The sequence below is a fragment of the Brevibacillus nigriterrae genome (genome assembly GCF_049846925.1).
Lineage (GTDB): Bacteria > Bacillota > Bacilli > Brevibacillales > Brevibacillaceae > Brevibacillus_H.
In genome coordinates this window covers 26,791-47,154 of the sequence record NZ_JBNCMT010000013.1, presented here as the reverse complement: position 1 = coordinate 47,154, position 20,364 = coordinate 26,791, and the positions used below count along the sequence as shown (strand labels likewise).

At 43.6% G+C, this 20,364-nt stretch carries 20 protein-coding genes; 3 read left to right on the top strand and 17 right to left on the bottom strand.

What is annotated here, in order from left to right; translation table 11 throughout:
• From ACPW7N_RS11615 to ACPW7N_RS11590, 6 genes are all read right to left on the bottom strand, one after another.
• On the bottom strand, nt 1-891 hold the full coding sequence (locus ACPW7N_RS11615; protein WP_425651247.1) for a hypothetical protein: 891 nt from the start codon (nt 889-891) through the stop codon (nt 1-3).
• An 18-nt stretch (nt 892-909) separates the two neighbouring features.
• Nucleotides 910-4,023 carry a hypothetical protein gene (locus ACPW7N_RS11610; protein WP_425651246.1) on the bottom strand — a complete coding sequence of 1,038 codons (3,114 nt, stop codon included), beginning with the start codon at nt 4,021-4,023 and terminating at the stop codon, nt 910-912.
• A gap of 318 nt (nt 4,024-4,341) precedes the next feature.
• The gene (locus ACPW7N_RS11605; protein ID WP_425651245.1) at nt 4,342-5,979 is read right to left on the bottom strand and encodes a bifunctional diguanylate cyclase/phosphohydrolase; all 1,638 of its coding nucleotides are present in this window, start codon (nt 5,977-5,979) and stop codon (nt 4,342-4,344) included.
• Between the two features lie 19 nt (nt 5,980-5,998).
• Entirely contained in the window at nt 5,999-7,819 is a 1,821-nt protein-coding gene (locus tag ACPW7N_RS11600) for a SpoIIE family protein phosphatase (RefSeq protein ID WP_425651244.1), read from the bottom strand.
• A gap of 4 nt (nt 7,820-7,823) precedes the next feature.
• Nucleotides 7,824-8,213, bottom strand: a complete 390-nt coding sequence (locus ACPW7N_RS11595; RefSeq protein ID WP_425651243.1) for a DUF1987 domain-containing protein — start codon at nt 8,211-8,213, stop codon at nt 7,824-7,826.
• Nucleotides 8,214-8,224: 11 nt separating this feature from the next.
• Nucleotides 8,225-8,773, bottom strand: coding sequence for a SiaB family protein kinase (locus ACPW7N_RS11590; protein WP_425651242.1), 549 nt, complete (start codon nt 8,771-8,773; stop codon nt 8,225-8,227).
• A 212-nt stretch (nt 8,774-8,985) separates the two neighbouring features.
• On the opposite strand from ACPW7N_RS11590, the gene ACPW7N_RS11585 reads away from it, so the two are divergent.
• A complete protein-coding gene (locus tag ACPW7N_RS11585) occupies nt 8,986-9,660 on the top strand; it encodes a response regulator transcription factor (RefSeq protein ID WP_425651241.1) in 675 nt (224 codons plus the stop codon).
• Between the two features lie 139 nt (nt 9,661-9,799).
• Here ACPW7N_RS11585 and ACPW7N_RS11580 read toward each other — a convergent pair whose 3' ends face one another.
• The 3 genes from ACPW7N_RS11580 to ACPW7N_RS11570 all read right to left on the bottom strand — a co-directional run bounded on the left by ACPW7N_RS11580 (nt 9,800) and on the right by ACPW7N_RS11570 (nt 11,664).
• On the bottom strand, nt 9,800-10,354 hold the full coding sequence (locus ACPW7N_RS11580; RefSeq protein WP_425651240.1) for a TetR/AcrR family transcriptional regulator: 555 nt from the start codon (nt 10,352-10,354) through the stop codon (nt 9,800-9,802).
• 55 nt (nt 10,355-10,409) lie between these two features.
• A complete protein-coding gene (locus ACPW7N_RS11575; RefSeq protein WP_425651239.1) occupies nt 10,410-10,718 on the bottom strand; it encodes a hypothetical protein in 309 nt (102 codons plus the stop codon).
• Nucleotides 10,719-10,878: 160 nt separating this feature from the next.
• On the bottom strand, nt 10,879-11,664 hold the full coding sequence (locus ACPW7N_RS11570; protein ID WP_425651238.1) for a DUF6544 family protein: 786 nt from the start codon (nt 11,662-11,664) through the stop codon (nt 10,879-10,881).
• A gap of 144 nt (nt 11,665-11,808) precedes the next feature.
• On the opposite strand from ACPW7N_RS11570, the gene ACPW7N_RS11565 reads away from it, so the two are divergent.
• The gene (locus ACPW7N_RS11565) at nt 11,809-12,117 is read left to right on the top strand and encodes an SAV0927 family protein (RefSeq protein ID WP_425651237.1); all 309 of its coding nucleotides are present in this window, start codon (nt 11,809-11,811) and stop codon (nt 12,115-12,117) included.
• 17 nt (nt 12,118-12,134) lie between these two features.
• Nucleotides 12,135-12,392 carry a biotin/lipoyl attachment domain-containing protein gene (locus ACPW7N_RS11560; protein WP_425651236.1) on the top strand — a complete coding sequence of 86 codons (258 nt, stop codon included), beginning with the start codon at nt 12,135-12,137 and terminating at the stop codon, nt 12,390-12,392.
• Nucleotides 12,393-12,496: 104 nt separating this feature from the next.
• Here ACPW7N_RS11560 and ACPW7N_RS11555 read toward each other — a convergent pair whose 3' ends face one another.
• The 8 genes from ACPW7N_RS11555 to ACPW7N_RS11520 all read right to left on the bottom strand — a co-directional run bounded on the left by ACPW7N_RS11555 (nt 12,497) and on the right by ACPW7N_RS11520 (nt 20,281).
• On the bottom strand, nt 12,497-13,246 hold the full coding sequence (locus ACPW7N_RS11555) for an alanine--tRNA ligase-related protein (RefSeq protein WP_425651325.1): 750 nt from the start codon (nt 13,244-13,246) through the stop codon (nt 12,497-12,499).
• Complete coding sequence (locus ACPW7N_RS11550; protein ID WP_425651235.1) at nt 13,183-13,740, bottom strand: helix-turn-helix domain-containing protein; 558 nt, start codon at nt 13,738-13,740, stop codon at nt 13,183-13,185. Before ACPW7N_RS11550 ends, ACPW7N_RS11555 begins: the two co-directional genes overlap by 64 nt.
• A gap of 165 nt (nt 13,741-13,905) precedes the next feature.
• Nucleotides 13,906-15,069 carry a TolC family protein gene (locus ACPW7N_RS11545; RefSeq protein WP_425651234.1) on the bottom strand — a complete coding sequence of 388 codons (1,164 nt, stop codon included), beginning with the start codon at nt 15,067-15,069 and terminating at the stop codon, nt 13,906-13,908.
• Nucleotides 15,070-15,115: 46 nt separating this feature from the next.
• On the bottom strand, nt 15,116-16,333 hold the full coding sequence (locus ACPW7N_RS11540; RefSeq protein ID WP_425651233.1) for an ABC transporter permease: 1,218 nt from the start codon (nt 16,331-16,333) through the stop codon (nt 15,116-15,118).
• On the bottom strand, nt 16,330-17,052 hold the full coding sequence (locus ACPW7N_RS11535; protein WP_425651324.1) for an ABC transporter ATP-binding protein: 723 nt from the start codon (nt 17,050-17,052) through the stop codon (nt 16,330-16,332). Before ACPW7N_RS11535 ends, ACPW7N_RS11540 begins: the two co-directional genes overlap by 4 nt.
• 1 nt (nt 17,053) lies before the next feature.
• Nucleotides 17,054-18,613, bottom strand: a complete 1,560-nt coding sequence (locus ACPW7N_RS11530) for an efflux RND transporter periplasmic adaptor subunit (RefSeq protein ID WP_425651232.1) — start codon at nt 18,611-18,613, stop codon at nt 17,054-17,056.
• A gap of 184 nt (nt 18,614-18,797) precedes the next feature.
• The gene (locus ACPW7N_RS11525) at nt 18,798-19,457 is read right to left on the bottom strand and encodes a hypothetical protein (RefSeq protein WP_425651231.1); all 660 of its coding nucleotides are present in this window, start codon (nt 19,455-19,457) and stop codon (nt 18,798-18,800) included.
• Between the two features lie 107 nt (nt 19,458-19,564).
• Nucleotides 19,565-20,281 (bottom strand): stalk domain-containing protein, encoded by a 717-nt coding sequence (locus ACPW7N_RS11520; protein WP_425651230.1) that lies wholly within the window; start codon nt 20,279-20,281, stop codon nt 19,565-19,567.
• Between the last annotated feature and the right edge of the window lie 83 nt (nt 20,282-20,364).

Genomic DNA, 20,364 nt, shown 5'->3' with positions numbered 1-20,364 from the left:
TCATCGAATGCGATTATTTTCTCTCTTTATCATTTTTTCTTTGAGCTTACGAAACGAAGTATAGTGATGAATGCCGATTCCTTCTACACCACTAGCCTTTTGCTCCAGCTCGCTGACAGCTTGCTTCAAGGCCGAATAGGACTTAAATGAGATGTAATTTGCCTCTGAAGATGGTTTTGTTTCTAGGGCAAGATACAGTTTTTTACCAATCTGAGCAGCGTATTCTCGCTCTTTTTGGGTGATTCGCAAAACCCCGTTTGGTCCCTCAATATGATCCCGATACGACATGATGGTTACTGTATCCGCCTGCTGAATGATCCATTTTGCCAGCGACTGGTTTCCCAGGCGGATCTCATCATACCAAAAGGGGATATCCAACCCTAATTCAAGATTTCCGTTGAGAGCCTCTACCTTCCAATCCACAATTAATTGCTGAAATTCTTCTACCAACTCTTTTTGCTCATGATTCCAGTTTGGTAAGAGATACGGCTCTACATCCAAATGGATTCCTGCAAACTGCTCCGCTTGATCGGAGGTTTGTTGGTAGGTGTGTAACCATTCCATTATGGAATCGCTCTTTGCGCTCCCCTCAGATGTCACCCAATCAGGCTCTCCTTGCAGTGCGTAAACCAAAATGTGTTGGTCGGTTGCTTGATTAATAAATGTGCGGTACTCCTCCATAGGGACGCTGTGGTCTACCTGTAGATATAAAAGACCAATCCCTTCGTCTCTCAAAAAGGAGAGGACTGCACTTGATTCTCTTTGAATCAATGTTGCGTCCCACAGCCAGGTCGCCCGTTGAAGAGGTGTACTGCTTTTCCAGGCATCTGCTCGAATGCCCCAACTGACTAACAGAAGGACCACGAGAATAGTACACGTGAAGTTTTTCATGATTGGTATCCTCATGTCTTATTTTTGATTTAGTTCCTCATACACCTGACGAAGAATTTCATAACTTTGTTTCTTTCGTTCATGATAAATTGGTTCGTCCCATTTTTCCCATTGATAGAACAGCGGCTCTGGTATAGAAGAGGATAAGGCTTTCCCTGCCTGACCGAGAAACGGCTCAATCCGGATTCCAATGCTTTCAACCGGTTCAATTCCCCCTGCTAGATACGGGTACTTCCACACCTGCTTTGTGCTTGGATCGGTGCAGCCAAGTAGCATCCACGGAATCCGAATCTCTAGGATATTGTCCTTTGTATACCAATCGGCTAGCGTATTAAATTCGGGGTCTTTCGGGTTCGAGTTGCCAAATTTCATGATCCCTACTTCCATCTCTTCAAACGGTACTCTTTGCTTTGTCTCAGGTAAGTAAAGCCCTTTGTTCAAGGCCAGCTTCCAAGGAAGGAATATCCCTAGCTCCGCTTGCTTGTATTTAGGATCGGTCGGAATCATTTTTTTGTAAAACCATGTATGCTGATCGTAAGCACTGTTTACATAAATTCGTGAGTTTTTCTCTCCTGTTAATTGAAGCAAGAACTCAATTCCTGACGGGAAGTGAAGCCCCGGTGCCTTATCGGCAATGGTGCTTCCGCCTTGCAGGGTATCGAATCCCAACGTAAGCTCATCTTTGGAAAAATCCCATGTACCTTGCTTTTTGTTGAAGAGCAGATAGAGATAAGCTGCATCGTGAGAAATCGACATGTCGAAGCCTGGATAAGCACGTTCAGCTTTGCTCGCCCGTTTTTCCCAATCCGCGTCTTTGCCATCAACATGAATCAACTCTTCTGCATTTTTGCCAGGCTCTACGGCAATCACTCCGAAGTTTTCCTCGTTGGTTAACCGATTTCGCCACATGGCTTTGCGATCAGCAGGAAGCTCAAGATCCAGCGTGTTCCAAGTAAATTTGAACCACTCATCCTGCCAAGCAAAGAGAATAGCGCCTTCATACTGCTCATCGTAAATACTGCGCATCATATCAGCATTCATTTCGCCTTGCTCTTTTTCGGTATGCATTCCCTGATTTCGTCCCATGGGACCATAGTGAGCCATTCCACGAGAACTCGGCACGCCAAATTCCGCTACAATCAGAGGAATTCCTTTGTGATGTGCCCGCAAATCATGCAAATACCCAGCGTACGGGTTGATTTTGCCTGTTTTATCACGATAGACTTGATACTTTTGTTCATAGCGTAAAAAGTCTGGGTAATACGGATACACATGATAAGCGGCAAAATACCCGGCAGACCATTTACTAGTCGGTATTATATTCATCGGATCAACTGGCACCAAGTCTTCATTTTCCAATGGTTCATTCGGATGCTTGAGCGGATCGGTGGTTAACCAGTTAGTAAACGAAACCGGATGCTGCCAACCGTATTTCATCTCTTCCATGGCCAGCACGTCCAGCATGGATGCTAACCAGCCTTCAAATGGAGAGGCATTTGGTTTGGCCGTAAAATACGTTCCCTGATAAGCTGGCATCCCTTTATGAGCATCATTCGTCACCTTTACGGCGTAAGGATACCACTCTGTGCCGGTAATCCAACCTAGCAAATACGGCGAAACATCCGTGCGATATTCACCGCTGGCGTGACCCCGCACTTCAGCAATGGTAATATCTCCGTGGACGACTCTGACTGCATTTTGTATTTCCTGTTGAAATTTTTTGGTTATCGATTCTTTGTAAGCGTCATTTCCATTGCCGTTACCAATCATTTCTTCTTCCGGTGACCATATGCCCTGGAAAAAGAGCAGTGGTTTCGATTTGTCTCGGTTGTATTCAGCAAGAGCATCATAAAAAACCGGAGGCAAGATTGTATAAATACGAATGACGCTGATATTCATCTCCTGCATTTGCCTGAACCATCGCAAATAATCAGTTCGGGTCGGTGTAAGCTCTCCCGGATAGTGACCTGGTGTTGTCGCCCCCAGATTGATCCCGGCCCAGAAACCTGACTTCCATGTTTTCCCGTCATACAGGGCGATTTTCCCATTTTCTACTTTCGATACTTGCTTGATTCCGTTTGATTCATAAATCGGTACTGGTGCAGGTGATTGGGTGGTAAGGGAAGCATTCTCGATATCTGCGAGAATTTTTTTCATGAGCGGCAGATAGCCCCGCCAATAAAATGCGTCAGATTCCCCTTTGTGGTCTTTTACAAACCACTTTTTCAACACATCAATACCCCAGATTTCCCACCAGTCCGGTACTTTGACGTTATCTGCAAAGTCACCGGCAAAATAATAGGAAGTGTACATGGCATTCTTTTGCCGTACGATTGCTGGAAAATTCTCTGAAAGCCCAATCTCATCGAGCTTTTGCTTGCCAGATGAAGTAACATCCATGTGATAGTTGGCTAACACTTCCGACCCTTCCTGTGGCTCAATAAATTCAAACCAGTAGTAGTACGGAATGGCTGATTGTATCGAAAATTCATCTGAATACGGTGGTTCAAAAGAGAATGTGACGTTGTCCGCTCCAAAATCTGTTCCTTGCTCAAGGACAACAACCTGATCGCCTTCCGAGAGCAAAGCAATTCCTGGACCGGTGAAAGTCCATTTTTTCCCCGTCTGCTTCTCGTAGTTACTAACCAGCCAAACAGGAACCTCAACCCCGATAGTTAAATCCTGAAAATAACGCCCCATCCATTTTTTCCACTGAACGGACAAGATGTCTTCCATCTGCTTCCGTGCGGCTGATGAAGTAGGTGAAGCCATTGTATTGAATTCAGCGATTAGCGTATTGCCATTTTTGAGATGCTGTTTGATACGCATGATGTCCTGATCCTGCAATCCGCCATAAATCAGCTCAGAACGGGTTCCTTGACGGTTTTTCAGCAAAAAGTCATCGGTATAAACGCCATACGTATCTGCTACATAGATTAAATCTGGATTTTCTTCGTTCACAGGCAACTCTTTTGTTTGGTATGTGCCATCCGATTTCGGAAAAAATCCAAAGTAGTCCTGATCGTAGCGAAAGCTGGACCCAGTTTCCTTATTCAGTACTTTATAGTGATTCAAAGCCCACATTAATCCTTTGTGTTCCCGATAATCCTGATTCGGAACTGTTTTGTCCAAAATCCACACACGCAGCGACTCTGTTGGGCTAAACTGCCAGATGATAAACGGTAAAAGAATTATCAAAACGAAAATGAAAAGGGATCTTATCAATTTGAAGTTCATTTCTCTCATTCCAATCAGTTATTTCTCTACTCAGACCAATTCTTTTACCCTATCTATTGATATTATCATCTGCCTCTGAACAATCTCTTAACAAGGTCTATTCAGCTTCTAAAAAGAGATACACTCTCGTCGATATGAAAAAATGACATCAGCAACTGAAAGTGATGTCACTATCTATTTCCCCGATTCTCATAGTACTCAAACAGCTAGTTTTCATTTCCACTCCGAAAACAGCAGTTCAATGTTTTGCACAAACAAAGCTGCCAATTCCGGGTCAAACTGTTTCCCCTTGAGCGAGTCAATTTCAGCAAGTGCTTCTTGTCTGGTTTTTGCTTTTTTGTATATCTGATCATGTGTCATCACATCATACACATCAACAATGGAGAGCAACCGGGCCAAATACGGTATCTGTGTTTCCCGAAGACCAAACGGATAACCCTGCCCATCCCATCTTTCATGCATACCGAGAATGGCTTCTGCTACCTCGAATTCCCCAATGGCTTGTGCCAATCGGTATCCCAGCTCACTATGACCTTTGACGATCTCCCATTCTTCTGCTGTATAGCTACCTGGTTTTACAATCAATTGCGTAGGAACACGAACCATTCCGATATCATGGAGAGAAGCCAGAGTAGTTAATTGCTTCATCTCGTAAGCAGATTCCTTCATGCCTAGCATACTGGCAAACTTCCTGGCGATTGATGTGATTCTTGCAATGTGTTCACTATCGTCAATCCCTTTTGTCCGGATAATGGATTGAATCTCGGCGATTAACTTGTCGCGAACACTTCGCCCTTCTATCAATTTTACCTTGTACATCTGCTTTTCGGCTCTGGTAATAACATCCTGTATCGATCCATCGCCAACATTCATCGTGGCGGTCCCGAGTGACAAACTGATCTGAATTGGGTCCGGCTTCGTTTTTTGGCATGCTTTCACTAGACGGTTCATCATTTTCTGGCATTCGGCCTCGTCTGTACTAGGAAGAAAGATAAGAAACTCATCGCCGCCCCAGCGAGCGATAAAATCATCGGACCGAGTCACGTTCAAAAGCAGATCAGCTGTTTTTTTGAGAATGGCATCACCCGTTTGGTGCCCAAAAACATCATTGGTCAGCTTCAGTCCGTTCATATCAACCATGATGATACTTAATGGCAGGTTTTCCAGAGAAGTCAATTCTGGCAAAATACATTCAGCAAATGAACGGTTGTAGAGAGAAGTCAGCGAATCTCGAAAGCTCAGGTACTCCACCCTTGCTTGCGATTGTAGCTGCTCCGTCACATCTGTCATGACTACCATCATCATGCTGTGGTCGGGGTTTCCGTCTATCTCGGCAATTTCCTTAAAATGAATTTTCACATGGCGTTGATTCAATTCCACCATGGTGGGGAGTTGTTCAAAACATCTCTGTTTGATTTTGCGGTCATTGGTGGTAAAAATCGTCTGAAGCAATTCAGTCAAAAACGTAACTTCCCGCTGATCATTCCCCGCCAGCAGTTGGACAAAATTAGCTCCACCGATCTTTTTGCCAAAAAGCTCGACACATTTTGTACTGTATTGCTTGTGAACCAGCATGTCTGCATCGAACGTCAGAAAGCCTTGCTCGGAGTGATTCAGCAAATTCCTGATCTCTAACTCCCGCTGCTTCAGCATCTTTCCTTGCAGATCACTGATGTTGAATACTTTATTCGTCATTTTTAGCAGCTTCTCGTAGCCCTTCAACAAGTACTTATATTCTTCGAGCAATTGAGCAGAGCTGTGTTCTTTCCCCGCCAGCAGCTCCTTGCCATGTCGTAGCAACCGCTCTTCTTCCAGAAATACATGGTCAGCTTTTGTTTTTTCCTTTAACATGAAACTCCCCCCCTCTCTGCTAGATTTTGAATCCAATTACTGCTATGTCATCCCTTTGTGAATATTCTCCCATAAACTGATCCACTTCGTTTGCGATTAGTTGGCATTGCGAATCCAACGGAAACTGATTCATTTGTTCGATTAAACGAATCAATCTTTTCTTTCCAAATGAATAGCCTTTGGCACCGCCATTCTGATCAGTTAACCCATCTGTCGCCAAGTAAAATACATCTCCTTTGGAAATCGAGAGTTCCGTCACCTTGTACCTCGAGTGATCCGCCGTCTTACTATATCCAATGCTGGCTTTCGAACCAGCAATTACTTGTAATTGTCCATTCCGTACTGCATACAGTGGGATTTTTGCACCCGCATACTGGAGTGTATCCCCCTGTAAATAAACGAATGCGAGGTCCAGTCCATCATCCGCCAAGATGTTCATCTGATTTTGCTTATTTAACGTTGTCTTGATCATCTTGTTCAGCTTTTTCAACACTTCTCCAGGGTTTGAGGGCCTTTCTTGCTGCATGATCTGGTTCAGTCCTGAAATGACTAGCATGGTCATCAAGGCACCAGGGACCCCGTGGCCTGTACAATCACCCAGTCCGATCCATACACCTTCCTCGGATTCATGTGCCCAATAGAAGTCTCCGCCAACGGTATCCCTCGGCCGCCAAAATAAAAAATGCTCCGACACAAGCGTATCCAGCTTTTCTTTAGGCGGCAGTACCGATTCCTGTATTCGTTTTGCGTAGCTGATACTGTCCAAAATCCTTACGTTCTGCTCTTCCAGTTCCTTCGTTCTCTCTTCTACGATCCTCTCCAACTGTTCATTAATTTCCATCGTCCGTTTATAGGAGTTGGCGATTCTGCGAGACACATAGTAGAAAAAGCTGACGATGGAAACAAACGAGAGAAGTACAGAAAAAATCGTATTGTACTTAATCGAAGTCAGGATCGATGTCGTTTCACTTCTGTCAATCGCATAGACCAATCGAAGATCAGTCGATGAGAGCGGATAACTGATCGTGTCTACGATCTCTCCCTCAGGCGTATTGTATTCCAGAATATCTGTATCCAAGGTGCGGGTTACCTGGTCTGCGATCTGCTTTGGCAAATATTCACCAATCTTGTGACCACTGTTAGAGCTGTTGTCGGATAAAAAAATTGTTCCTTCCCGATCAATCAGCCAGATGCGGCTGCTTTCGCCGATTTTATACGATTTGAAGTCCTCATTGGTCTCCTTGAGGCTTAGTCCAACACCCGTGACCGCAATTGGTTTTTCCAGTTTTCCAACAAGTGCGTTGACAAAAACATACGTGTCATTCAACTTTTCGTTGTAGTCAAAAATAACGGAAATCTTCTTCTCCGAAGCCAGTGTCTCAAAAAACCAGGAGTCATCCGGATTGGTTTTCGACATGTGGTTCAGAAGAAGACTGTCGTGGGTCCAGTAGTTGTTTGTCACTGCACTGACGACAAAAGAATTGCTGTATTGATAGTCGTTTGCAATTTGTTTGATCTTCTTAAATACATCCTCTTTGAGCGTATCGTAAGGTTCTCCCTTTTCAATCCACTTGATGAGCACAGGATCATTTGCCAGTACAAGCGAGGTCTCTTTTGCTCTCTCAATCCGACCGTCTATCTTTGTGCCCATCGTTTGTGCCATGAGCAACAAGTCACGGCTTTTCAGTTTATTCAGCACTTCTGCTTCAGTAAAAAAGTAAACCAGACTTCCGATCAGAAGAATGGAAAATGTAATGGCAGCGCTTCCGAACAGTACCACTTTTTTCAAACCACGGTCTTGCAGGACAGGTTTGTTCCAATTAGAGGGTACGTCCTTCATGGGATTACTCTTCTCCCCTAACGATGATTTCAAATGGAAGGCTCAGGTCTTCTTTAAATTCCTCGGCACATTCCAGTTCATTTTCGTTTTCTTCATTGACGTACCAGTTAATCCTGATTTGCTTGCCTTCCTGGAACGCCTGGTCAAATCGATCAAGTAAAACCATGAGGCATTTGGTGCTGCTCGTGTTTATGTATGGGAACGCCAGTTGAATTTCAATAATCGTAGAATTATTTAACTCATCTAAAAATTCATTCACCCAATCGAAAACGGGTTGATAAAAGGCAAAAGCATTTTCTGGGTATGATTGCCCTTTGATTTGCAACGTATTCGTTAGTGTATCAAAATAGATACCCGGTGTACTCTTGGTTTCATGAATGATAAGATTACTCACTTTTCTCCCCCCTAAACAACCGCTTTTAACGTAAAGAATGATAGTTTATCGTCTATTTGGTTGACATGATACTCCAGCTTTTTACTAGACTTCCTCGCAATATCAATCAAACCAAGTCCTGCACTTTTTGTTCCAGGAGGCAACTCTTTTTTGAGCATCTCCTTATAGTGTTTTTTCAATTCACTCTGGTCAAGCAAAATAATCGCTTCCAGACGATTAACAAGAGGCTCTACATCTGAATTCAAAATAAGATTGCCACAGCAAATAAAGCTGCTGGAGTCTTCTTTTCCAATCGTGATAATACTGGAATTAGCAATTTTCTCATAGAAAGGTGATCCTTCGAAGCGAAAACAATAGTTGTTAATATTTTGCGTTTGTTCGATAAAAATCGAAAATGTGTTAAAAACGTCTGTCTTTGGCTTCTCCATAGATTCCAGATATTTTTTTACCGCTTCCCCATACTCTTCAATCAAATCCTGGGATAACTTGCCGGAAAAGCTGATAAGTACGCCGTTGTCTTGTAATACACTTTGAATTTCTAGCAGTTGCTTACTTAACACTGAAATCACTCCCCCTGATTCAAATTATTTTTTTATAATAATAATTATTGTAATTTTTAGTTGGTAAAGTAATAATATGTAGTAGTATAGTCCTAAACGATGTATTGAACACAGTATTTTAGAACTAACGAAACAACTATATCATTCTTTATTGATTTATTTTCTAAAGATTTTCTAAAATTTCTTTACCATTCATCTTCAGGAGGAGCGACATGTCTTCTGGCAAGATATTATTTTTTGCAGAAAAAATAAAATATCATTATGAGCTAGAAGGCATTCTCAAAACCAATGGCTATCACGTATACAGCTCTGAAGATGGAGATTCAGCATCAGAGGTTTTGACTGCTGTCAATCCAGATTTAGTATTGTTGGATGTATCTCTTTCCTATAAAGGAAGCCTGGAGATTTGTCGAGTCATTCGCAGCAAATCGGAGGTGCCTATTCTGTTTCTCGCAGATCAGCAGAGTATGAGCAATGTTGTCAGGGGATTAGAAATGGGAGGAGATCATTTTGTCATAAGACCTTATAAACCTGAGGTCCTCTTTGCCTTGATCAAGGCCATTTTCCGCCGTTTTCCGCCGAAGGGTGACCAGCTTTCACTTGATGATTTGAACATCAATTTCAGCACAAAAGAAGTCATCGTAGCAGGACGCCACATTTCGTTGCCGGCGAAAGAGAGAGAATTTCTGTTTTTATTTGCCAGGAATCCTAACAGAGTATTCACGTTAGAACAGCTCTATCATGAAATATGGGGCTCGAGCAGTTACGGAGATAATCGAACCGTTCTTGTACATATCAGTAATCTGCGAAAGAAACTGGGGGAGGACCCCTCCAATCCACGATATATACAAACAGTGAGAGGGCAAGGATACGTATTTCGTATATAAAAGAAAAACGTTGTCCTTTTCGAAGGTCTCCCTGACAGCTTGCAAAGGACAAGCATTTTTCTTATTACCAAAATGAAAAAACACAACTGCTTTAATTTGTTAAAGCAGTTGTGTTTTCGTATAAAAAAATAAAGCTCGCCTACTTTAGCAGGCGAGCTATTTGTTTGGAAACAATAGAAACAAAGTTTTCTCCCAAGACACGATCATATTGGAAAGCGCCTTTTAGACAGCATAGAATCGTAATAGCCACTTCATCCAATTCTTCGAACTGTCGAATTCTCCCCTCTTCACTAGCTTCTTTCAAGATCTTGGACAAGAAGCTTAGTTCCATTTGGCTCAATTCCTTCAATCTCTCTTGAAGGCTGGCAGGAAGAGATTCAAAATCCGTTTGCAAGGAAGCAATCGCACATATTTCATTCGCATGCAGCAAACCGGAGCGCTCCGAAACATAATGTTCATACTTCTCTTCTAAAGTTGGATGCAGGTGGATCGAAGCAAAGACGCTTCTGAGATTCTGCTGAATCTTTTCACAAACAGCAATACCCAGATCCTCCTTTTTTTCAAAGTGGTAGTGAATGCTTGCTTTGGTGACGCCTAATTGTTTGGCTAAGTCATCATAACTAAACGCAACATACCCTTTTTGTTGGATGAGTCTTAAGGCTAACTCGATGATTTGAGATTTACGATTATCCATGCCGCTATCTTAATTTACGTTTCCGATACGTGTCAAGACAAGCTTTCATCAGCGATTACTTCTCGTTTTTTCCACCATCACCAAAGTAAATCATAGTGATTGTGTTGTCTTGCTTGGTCACTTCACTAGTTGCTGGTTTGCTTTCTTCTGCTTTTGTTTCCTCTGCTTTCGCTTCTTCTTTGTTGTCTTCTGTTTTCGCATCTACAGTTGAAGCTGGAGCTGATTCAAGACTTTTTACAGTAAAGGTAGTTTTTCCTACGTAATCTTCACGAGCACCTTCTTTTTCCTTTGCAAATGCTCCACCTGCCATAGAAAGAGAGCTTACGAGAAGAGCACAGGCTACCGCTAATTGGATTTTTTTCATAATCTTTCACCTATCCTTTTGGAATTGTTTTTATATTTAGACTTACTTACTAGTAGGTAAGTTTACATTTGTAATATTACACCTGTTTCCATTTTGCTGTAAAGCATTTTAACAACTTATTATTTTTTACTATTTTTGGTTAGAAAAGCTTCAAAATTTCTCACGTTATCATTGTTATATTGTAATTAATTGAACGTATGATACCAGTAAAATACAAATACACCTCCTGATCCAGATGCCACATCGCCTGTATGCAAGAAGGGTATTTCATACGGTTGTTGTCGATATAATTGCTTGCAACGACAGACCATTTGAGCTTTTTATATTCGGTTCCTTTTTCTGAGTAGTACCGATCATTGGTCTCAAATCGAATGAATTCTCCCTGCCCGTTAAAAGTAAAGATTCCGCTTACGTTATGGTCGTTGTGCTGAATCTCTGCTTTCGCTGTGTAATGATCGATGGATGTCCATGTCATGTAAGGTTGTAATGCATATGATGGAACGAGCAGGGTCTCTGCAAGCAGCGTTACTAGCGCTGATTCATCCATTTCCGTCCCCTTTGCATCGGCAACCTGGAACCATTTCAACAGTTTGATCCGCATATTGCCATGCCCATCCTGATACTTGTCCCTGCCTTCAAAAGGAACAATTCCCATCATTCTGCTGTTCATATAGGCGATCCGGGCAGGCTCGGGAACGGAGTTGAATTGTTTGCTTTTTACTTTCATCCATGGCTTGTTAGGCGCCAGCCTCAGATTAAATTCATCCCAGACAATCTCGGCGTTCTTCATTTTGACTTGCCCCAAATAGCCGCAATAACGAAAATAGGTGCGAACAGGCCGAGGCAGATGAGAGATGTCCTTCTCTGTGATCCTTTCATCCTGTTCCTCGTTTTTATATTTCAAAAGCTCCTTATGTACCTCTGACTTATAAAGTGCTTTCATCATTAACACCTCCTTACGACCAATGTACTCCAACCACTTCCGTTTTTTCTGGATTATTATGAATACTTTACGAATTTTCCGACACTTGGCATCAGATTTGCATTACATAAAGGTAACCATTTCAAAAAATAGATGGAGGGGAACCTGATGCCAATGGAATACCTGTACGACGAAACAGAACGCCCAATAACACGGTTTGTCTCTTTTGTAACTGACAGCCAGCGGTATGATTTTGCAGTAACATTCACCAGGAAGTTTCAGGGAAGCAGCTTAATTGTGTGTATCCAAACATTAAAAGCCGTCCTGCTTTCTGCCAGTGATGTAAGCATTTCTTCGCAGTGGCTGGAGCAGCTCAGCATTCATCCAAAAGATTATTCAATCGTGAAGCAGTTTTTCCAAAACACATTATATCCAGCCTATGGTGAACTGACACAAATCAGCAGTGAAGATGAATAAGAAGGGGGTAAACTGAGATGATCGTTTCTTTCGAAGTGACTTGCCCGTACCATGGGGTGGTGCAACAGATTCATTCCAGTGAAAAAGAATACGTATATGAAAGAAGTGCATTGTTCACGGTGAGAACGTTGAGTGGATCTGTCGTCGAAGTATTTTCTTCCTTTGGCGGCACACTTACCTCTTTGCTCGTGAGCAAGGGCCAACAGGTGTCTCCCAAAATGGTTGTAGCGAGCGTGTCTGAAGAGTTGTCGCAAATCAGTTTGGGAAGCGATTAGGATCGAAGATGACAAAACTGCCGATTAGCATGACGCTATTTCGGCAGTTTTTCATGTGCAGCCAGCCTTCAAATTTTTTGCATAACTGAAATAATTTTTTGCACTCATTTTACGTATATTTCAATTCTCTCCTTACCCTTTCCGATGTTGACCCGCTTCAGCGCAAGCTCTCCCACTTCACCTGTGCTCTTGAGATGCGTCCCTCCACAAGGAACCCGTCCAACCTCATTCACTTCCCAATACCTTCTGCCATTCTCCACATCACTGAAAGCACTGATTATCTCCTTGTTACCCGCAATGATTTCCTGCGCTTCGCTCTGTATGACGGGAAAGGCTCTGGAGATATTTTCTCCCCAAATAAAATCAATTCGTGCCTTATCCTCGGCAATATGTGCACCAATTTTTTCGATTGACTGCAAATGTTTGTACGCCATCTCCAGCACCAGTTCTGCAGCAAAGTGAAGACGCATTAATCGGTACCGTCTCTCCCAGTCGATGCTCATTTGCACTTGATCCCCTACTTGCAAGCTGTGCCCTTCTTCCATGGTATAAACAATCTCCTGTCCCTGTTTGCGAGCCTGTAGCACTCGTTTGCCGCCAATCGTGCCTGTGTCGCTTTCTTGCCCGCCAGACAGCGCATAAAAAATAGTTTGCTCCACCGTTATTTCATTCTCATTCACACTTGCAATCCGTGTATCCAATTGGGACAAATAAGGATTCTCCCAGAACAGTTTTTTGGTCATACGATCACTCCCTTTTTGAAATGTTGATAATGTCTTCGACGTTTGATTTAGGTTTCTGCATAATGCATGACAACTTGAATTACGACATCTTCTTCTGTTTGATTGATATATCGATGGGTAACGTTACCTGTGAATCGGATCGCATCCCCTGCTGACAAATGGTACTCTTCATCTCTCAGTTGCAGTGTGAATGTTCCAGAAACCACTGTAATGAACTCTTGAACCCCTTCATTATGAGGCTGGGATTGGTAGTTTCCTTTGGGACTCAACTCGATTGTAAACATTTCGCAACGAGTTTGCGGATCAAAACCAAACAGCAGGTAAACCCTGCATCTACCGTTATCCTCTGTGATGTGGGGGGTTTTGGGACGAGTGACAACCTGGACAGCAGTCTCATCCTGTTTAATTAATGTTGAAAAAGACAGGTTCAGCCCTGTAGCAATTTTCCATACCGTGGTAACGGTTGGTTGCGATTCCCCCCGTTCAATCTGATGCAGCATTCCTTTACTCACACCCGTCAACTCAGCAACCTTATCCAGGCTGAGACCACGTTTTTTCCGGATTTTCTCCAGATTGTGTCCGAGCGTAATGTGTATTGCTTCCACTCGTTGCCGCCCCCTTTTTTCACTTGTTCAAATTCGTTTGTTATATTATACAAATAATACAATATAAAATACAAATGTTGATTGGCGAGTTCAGTAAAAAAAAGATCACCGAGTTCAAACTCGATGACCTTCCTGCGAACTATTGCCTGAACTGGGAAGACTGACTCAAGACCCCATGACATTTTGCAGCGTAAGATAAGCAATATTGTAGTTATTCATGGCATTGTTATATTGATTTTCACTTTTGGTTACTTCTTCTTCTGCTTCTACTACGTCAAATGAAGTGGCCAGTCCGTTCTCATAGCGAATTCTGGTCGCATTGTAGTTTTGCAGAGCGAGGTCCCTTGATTTCTTGTACATTTCCATACTGTTTTGATAGGAAAGCAGATTTTGATAGGCTTGTGTCACTTCAACGATCAGGTTGCGTTTGGTCTGTTCCGTTTCTGCCTTGGCCTTGATGAGGTTGTTCTTGGCCACTTCGCCCTGATAGGTTGCAAGTGACAGGTACTTGTCATAGAGTTCGAGATTCAGTTGTGCCAATTTTTCTTCCTCTGCACTCTGCTCGATTTCATAGCGTTGTTTCAGTGCCGTCTCGATTGTCTGCTCTAGGCTGGAAAGCTGAATGTTCAGTTGTTGTGCTGTATCCTTTAGCTTCCACGTCTGGTCAAGCTCCGTTCCCAAATACAGATTTAGATTTTGCATGGCTGTGGTGACCGCATTATTCGCCGACTCCAACGCTGCCTTGGCATTGGCAACTCCAACCTCCGCCTGCATCACGTCAATTTTGGAAGCTGTACCTGCTTTCAATTTTTCGTTTGCCATCTTGAGTGTGGTTTCTGTGCGAGTTAGGCTTTGTATCTGTTGGTCTTTTTCCTTTTCTGCCTTGATGGCTGCATAGTACAGCTTTTGCACTTCCAGTCTGGTTTTTCTTTCTGCTGCTTTTAACTCCAATTGGTTAAACTTCTTGGTCATTTGCGTCTGGGCATCGTTATAGTATTTTTGCTTGGCAGCATCCAATGACTCAATCGAATCTGCCTTGATACTGTCAATCTGCTTGTTGACCAGTCTGGCATTGAGGTCGGCATTTTGCACGTCAATTCGCATCATATTCAGTTCGTGATTGGATGCAAGTGCGATTTCCACTGCTTCGGCTAGAGGTAAATCCTTTTCTTGCGTTTCGACTTGAGATTGGGTTTGAGTTTGTGCTTGGGTTTGAGACAGGACAGTCGTTTGTGTTTGTGCCGCAGACTGTACGGCCCATACGGGTGTGCTGCTTACCAGACAAATGGCAGCAAGAGTCAACCCAGTCCATTTTATTTTCTGATTCATGTTTCTTCTCTCCTCTATCGATGATCCAGATGACCTGACATCATACCTATTCGTAGCGTAATGCATCAATCGGCTTGAGCTGAGCAGCTTTGCGGGCGGGGTACACACCGAAAACAACCCCAACCAGCATGGAAGACATAAACGCATAGAGGATCGGAGACAAGCTGATCGTTGTCGTTAATCCTGCAATGTTGCTGATGAGATAGGCCGCTCCCACTCCAATGACAATCCCTGCAATTCCCCCCAGCAAACTGAGCGTAATCGATTCAATCAGGAACTGCCGCAAGATGTCCCAACGAGTAGCACCAATGGCTTTACGTATCCCGATTTCCCGCGTTCGTTCCGTTACCGAGACAAGCATGATGTTCATGATTCCAATTCCCCCTACAACAAGGGAGATGGCGGCTATCCCCGACAGGAGTGTGGTCATTACGCCTGTGATACTTTGTGCCGTACTGAGGATTTCTGATTGCGACCGAATCTGGAAATCATCTGTTTCTCTCGGCATGAGATTATGCTGAGCTCGTAACTTGTTCTGCACCTCGAACTGTGCTTCCGCCATCACCTCAGAAGAATCGGCTGAAATATAGATGCTGCCTACTTTTTTGCTCCCAGTCAGCCGGTTCATCGCCGTTGTAATGGGTACAATGACTTTATCGTCGTTATTGGTCATGCCAGAACTGCCTTTGCTCGTTAACACGCCAATGATCTGGAAGGGAATTCGGTTAATTTGAACGGTTTGTCCAATGGGATTGGCATTTTCAGAACCAAACAAATTGGTGATTACCTCGGTTCCCACTACCACGACATTGGACTGTCCATCCACTTCAAAATGATTAAAGAATCTCCCCTGTTGCACCTCTACATTCCGAACCTCGGGATAGGATTCGGTCGTGCCCTCGAGGGAAGTAGAGTAGTTTTTATTGCGCCAGACCAATTGTGCACGAGCATTCACACTGGGGGCAACCGCTGAGACCGCATCAATACCTTCCAACGCCTTGGCATCCTCCAACGTCAGCGTATTCAACGAGCCCGATCCCAGACTGATTTGACCTTGCCTTGCCTGACCGGGTGAGACAATCAACAGATTGCTCCCCAGATTATTGATTTGTGAGGTTACATTCGACGAAGCACCCTCACCGATCGCAACCATGGCGATAACAGCAGAGACACCGATAATGATGCCAAGCATCGTCAGGAAGGATCGCAGTTTGTTTGTTCGGATACTTCGCAGGGATACATACAGACTCTCCACAAAATTCATGTCATCACTTCCTCGGGTTTCGCCCATCTTCTATCTGTCACGTTTTCATCTGAAACGATTTGTCCGTCTCGAAAACGAACAATCCGTTTGGCATGTTCAGCAATATCAGGTTCGTGGGTAACCAGAATAATCGTTTTGCCCATTTCGTTTAACTGTTGAAAGATGCTCATAATTTCCACACTGGTTTTCGTGTCCAGTGCACCTGTCGGCTCATCGGCTAGCAAGATGACCGGATCATTGACCAAAGCCCGAGCAATCGAAACACGTTGTTGTTGTCCGCCGGAAAGCTCATTTGGCTTGTTAAACAACCGATTGCCAAGCCCTACGTCCACCAGAGATTGGATTGCTCTTTCCCTGCGCTCTTTGGCAGGTACTCCTGCATATAAAAGTGGCAGCTCCACATTATCGACAGCACTTGTTCGGGGGAGCAGATTAAAATTTTGAAAAACAAAGCCGATTTTTCGATTGCGTATCGCAGCCAGTTCATCATCATGTGCCTTTGAAACAGGGTGTCCATCGAGATAAAACTCTCCCGATGTCGGTTGATCCAGGCAGCCAATCACATTCATCATGGTCGACTTACCAGAGCCCGAGGGACCCATGATGGCTACGAAATCCCCTTCCTCAATAGTGAGATTGACTCCCCGCAGAGCCTGAATCTCCTGTTCCCCAATGACGTACACTTTTTTTAATCCTTCGATTTCAATGACTGTTCTCATCTTAGCGATTTCCCCTTGTCGAGCCACCTTGACCTCCCATTCCTCCAGCACCTCCCATGCCTGGACCTCCCAATCCCGGAATTCCCATGCCGTTTGGCTGATTTCTGTTGGTTGAAGTCTGGGATGTATTATTCATCGTCAGTACGATTTTGTCTCCTTCATTCAGACCTGAAGTAATCTCTACCTTATCTGAACTGTAGTAGCCAACCGTGACTGGCACAAACCGATAAGGCATTCTGCCCTGCTCGCTGCCAGCCGGGTTATCCGAGGATTGGCTAGTGCTGACAAACACGCCATCTTTTCCATTTTGTGTTTTCAACGCAGCTACAGGTACATACAGGACATCCTTGTGGGTGCCCACTTCAATATTTACATTCATGCTCATCCCGGTTTTCAGCAGTCGATCTTTGTTGTCGACAGAAAGCAACACCTTGTAGCTAGTGACACCAGAGTCAGTCGTCGCTTCCGGATAAACCAGCGTTACTTTACCCTTGAATTCCTTGTCAGAAAAAGAGTTGGTGGTGAATGTTGAGGTCAGGCCCTCTTTCACTTTGCCAATATCGCTTTCGCTGATTTGTGCCAGAACCTCCAGATTTCCAGAATTGGAATTGTCCATCACGATAAACGGCTGTGAAGGAACTTCTCCTAGATTCCCGTTAATCTCAACGATCATCCCGTCGATGGGTGCTTTGACAATTAAATTGTTGAGAATATCTTTCTTCTCCTGAAGATCGGCGGCTGCTTGCTCTACTTCAGCCTGCGCCGTTTGTATAGTGGAAACATCCGTGCCTGATTTGGCTTCATTTAAATCAGATACTGCTGTTTCGTATGCAGCTTGTGCTTGCTCTATTTCACTTTGCAACTGTCCTTGTGTCTGGTTGTTTTCCAATACGGCTGCGTTGTACTCAAGCTGGGCTTGTTCTACACTGGTCTTGGCCTGATCCCATTCATTTTTTGAGATAATCCCTGCTTCAAACAGATTTTTTTGTGTATTGTACGTGTTCTGTGCGTTTTGCAGACTGGTTTTTGCTTTTTCCAAAGAAGTTAGTGCTTTTTGTGTGCTGTAGCCTTTTTGTGCTGCATCCCATGCCGCTTTGGTCTGCGTCACTTTCGCCTGCAATGTTTTCAGTTCTGCCGTCGTTTTCGCTTTTTGCGCTTCTGTCAGCTTCGCCTTGGCAGAGAGAAGACGGGCTTCAGCCGCAATGACCTGGATGCGAGCGGCTGCATCGTCCAGCGTTGCCAGCACCTGTCCTGCTTTTACTTCGTCTCCTACCTTGACATGAATCGCCGTAATCGTGGTTGCCTCGTCTGCATTCGGTGATAATGAAATCCGTTTGGATGCTTGAACCGTACCAGATGAAGCGATTGACTCGGTTACATCCCCTCGCTTGACCGACTCCATTCGCATCACGGTAGATGTTTGTTGTGGTGCCATCCACTGTTGATAGGCAAATACGCCTGCACCCGAAACCAATAATACGGACAGCCCGATCACGATGATTTTCTTTTTGCCTTTTTGTTTTAAGCCATGGAATGGATTTGATTTAACCAGTTCAGCCATCTCGTACTTCCTCCCAACCAAATAGAAACACAGTGTCTCGCCCCTATTTGGCATTGTTTTCTTTCCATCCAAAATAAATGAGAACGGTGAAAAAACAGTGAAATTTATGAAGTGCCGTCACAAAAGAATGGAAAAAAGCCACACGAGGGGGGCGTGTGGCTGCTTCAAACGAGTGATTCAAGAATTAATTATTGGTTTTGTTACGTGCTTGCAAATCAGCTAACATTTGCGTCAAAATCTCTTTTACTTTTGCTTCGTCATTATTGGTTACGGCTTCGTCCAATTGAGCAAAGTGACCATTGTGTCCATCTTTGTGTCCACAAAAGCCAGGGCCAAAGTCCAAGCCTAATTCCTTCAACTTCGCCTGTGCTTCTTCTTTTGTCAGTGTGCCCGCTTTTACTTGCTCTCGGATTTCATCTACTTTTGCTTTTGTTGCTTCGTCCAACTCTTTACCACCGAAGCCTTTGTGACCAAAGCCACGATCACCAAAGTCCAGACCTAACTCCTTCAATTTCGCCTGTGCTTCTTCTTTTGTCAGTGTGCCTGCTTTTACTTGCTCACGGATCTCATCCATTTTGGCTCTGTTTGCTTCCTGTTCGTCGAAGATCGCCTGGAACTGATCAGCCAGCTCCGGGGTATATTTTTTTATGATTTCCATAAGCTTCTCATGGTTGGCTTGTCTTTCTTCAGCAGTCATCTGCTTCACTTGACGTTTGTTTTCCTGTTGGACTTGTGCTGTAGCCGTATTCGAATTTTCAATCGTGTTTGCTGCATAGGAAGCCGAGGGTGCCAATACGGAAAGAACAACTGCACCTACCATTAATTTCGAAACCAATTTTTTCATATTCACTACACTCCTTGAAAGTTATTGTTGTTGATTTTGTACAGGTATTACTTTAGATAGGTTCGGTGAAATTAAAGTGAAAAAATCAACATTAATTTCAATTAAATTTAAATCCCTTCTCCATCTAGCTCAATTTCTTCTTCAGAAGCATCTCCATAAAAATCATGCAACTCTTCATCTTCTGACGTGTCAATAATCACGCCATTCACATCGGCATCTTCGAATTCATACCAGATATCCTCCGTGATGCTTTCAATCAGGTCTTCGATATCACTTGTATCCAAGTCATCGTATTCGGCTGCATACTCATCCAGATCGATCTCAATTTCTACATCAATATCGTCCTCGTCACCACTGATGGAAATATCCCACTCCAAATCCGCATAATCTCCGTAATTATCATTCAACTCATCTTCCAAATCATTGATGAGATCATCGATGTCCTCGTCATCCTCTTCATCCTCCAGATCATCCAGTTGTTGTTGCAAATCCTCGATTTTGGCGTCCTTTTCAGCAATTTCTGCTTGCAGGGAAGCAATGCGAGGGTCAACCCGATCCTGGACGTTGATGGTATACGTCGAACCGTTCCAGGTAATGTCCTTGTTGAATACACCAGCCATCATGCGGACGGGGATGTATGTAGTGCCATTGACGATAAACGGCTCAACCTCTGTCGTTACGGCTGTTCCATTGTACATTACCTTGACATCGTGATAATTCGCCTGAATTGTTTTGGTTAACATCGATGCGTTGGTGCTCGAAGGCAGAATTCCTATTCCCACTAACAGAAGTGTAGATAGGACGGGCATGAGCTTTTTTTTCATGATAGATATCTCTCCTTTTTTCTAGTTGATTTCTGGCTTAAGTTTTCCTTTTTCTGTGAAAAACGTCTCGACGTTTTTCATAA

What these genes read in the sequence shown, in the direction of transcription:
- ACPW7N_RS11575 (WP_425651239.1), bottom strand. Translation starts at nt 10,718, where the DNA reads ATGAAAAAAATCCAATTAGCGGTAGCCTGTGCTCTTCTCGTAAGCTCT.
- ACPW7N_RS11615 (WP_425651247.1), bottom strand. Translation starts at nt 891, where the DNA reads ATGAAAAACTTCACGTGTACTATTCTCGTGGTCCTTCTGTTAGTCAGT.
- ACPW7N_RS11535 (WP_425651324.1), bottom strand. Translation starts at nt 17,052, where the DNA reads ATGAGAACAGTCATTGAAATCGAAGGATTAAAAAAAGTGTACGTCATT.
- ACPW7N_RS11585 (WP_425651241.1), top strand. Translation starts at nt 8,986, where the DNA reads ATGTCTTCTGGCAAGATATTATTTTTTGCAGAAAAAATAAAATATCAT.
- ACPW7N_RS11545 (WP_425651234.1), bottom strand. Translation starts at nt 15,069, where the DNA reads ATGAATCAGAAAATAAAATGGACTGGGTTGACTCTTGCTGCCATTTGT.
- ACPW7N_RS11540 (WP_425651233.1), bottom strand. Translation starts at nt 16,333, where the DNA reads ATGAATTTTGTGGAGAGTCTGTATGTATCCCTGCGAAGTATCCGAACA.
- ACPW7N_RS11525 (WP_425651231.1), bottom strand. Translation starts at nt 19,457, where the DNA reads ATGAAAAAATTGGTTTCGAAATTAATGGTAGGTGCAGTTGTTCTTTCC.
- ACPW7N_RS11580 (WP_425651240.1), bottom strand. Translation starts at nt 10,354, where the DNA reads ATGGATAATCGTAAATCTCAAATCATCGAGTTAGCCTTAAGACTCATC.
- ACPW7N_RS11530 (WP_425651232.1), bottom strand. Translation starts at nt 18,613, where the DNA reads ATGGCTGAACTGGTTAAATCAAATCCATTCCATGGCTTAAAACAAAAA.
- ACPW7N_RS11570 (WP_425651238.1), bottom strand. Translation starts at nt 11,664, where the DNA reads ATGATGAAAGCACTTTATAAGTCAGAGGTACATAAGGAGCTTTTGAAA.
- ACPW7N_RS11600 (WP_425651244.1), bottom strand. Translation starts at nt 7,819, where the DNA reads ATGAAGGACGTACCCTCTAATTGGAACAAACCTGTCCTGCAAGACCGT.
- ACPW7N_RS11520 (WP_425651230.1), bottom strand. Translation starts at nt 20,281, where the DNA reads ATGAAAAAAAAGCTCATGCCCGTCCTATCTACACTTCTGTTAGTGGGA.
- ACPW7N_RS11605 (WP_425651245.1), bottom strand. Translation starts at nt 5,979, where the DNA reads ATGTTAAAGGAAAAAACAAAAGCTGACCATGTATTTCTGGAAGAAGAG.
- ACPW7N_RS11565 (WP_425651237.1), top strand. Translation starts at nt 11,809, where the DNA reads ATGCCAATGGAATACCTGTACGACGAAACAGAACGCCCAATAACACGG.
- ACPW7N_RS11560 (WP_425651236.1), top strand. Translation starts at nt 12,135, where the DNA reads ATGATCGTTTCTTTCGAAGTGACTTGCCCGTACCATGGGGTGGTGCAA.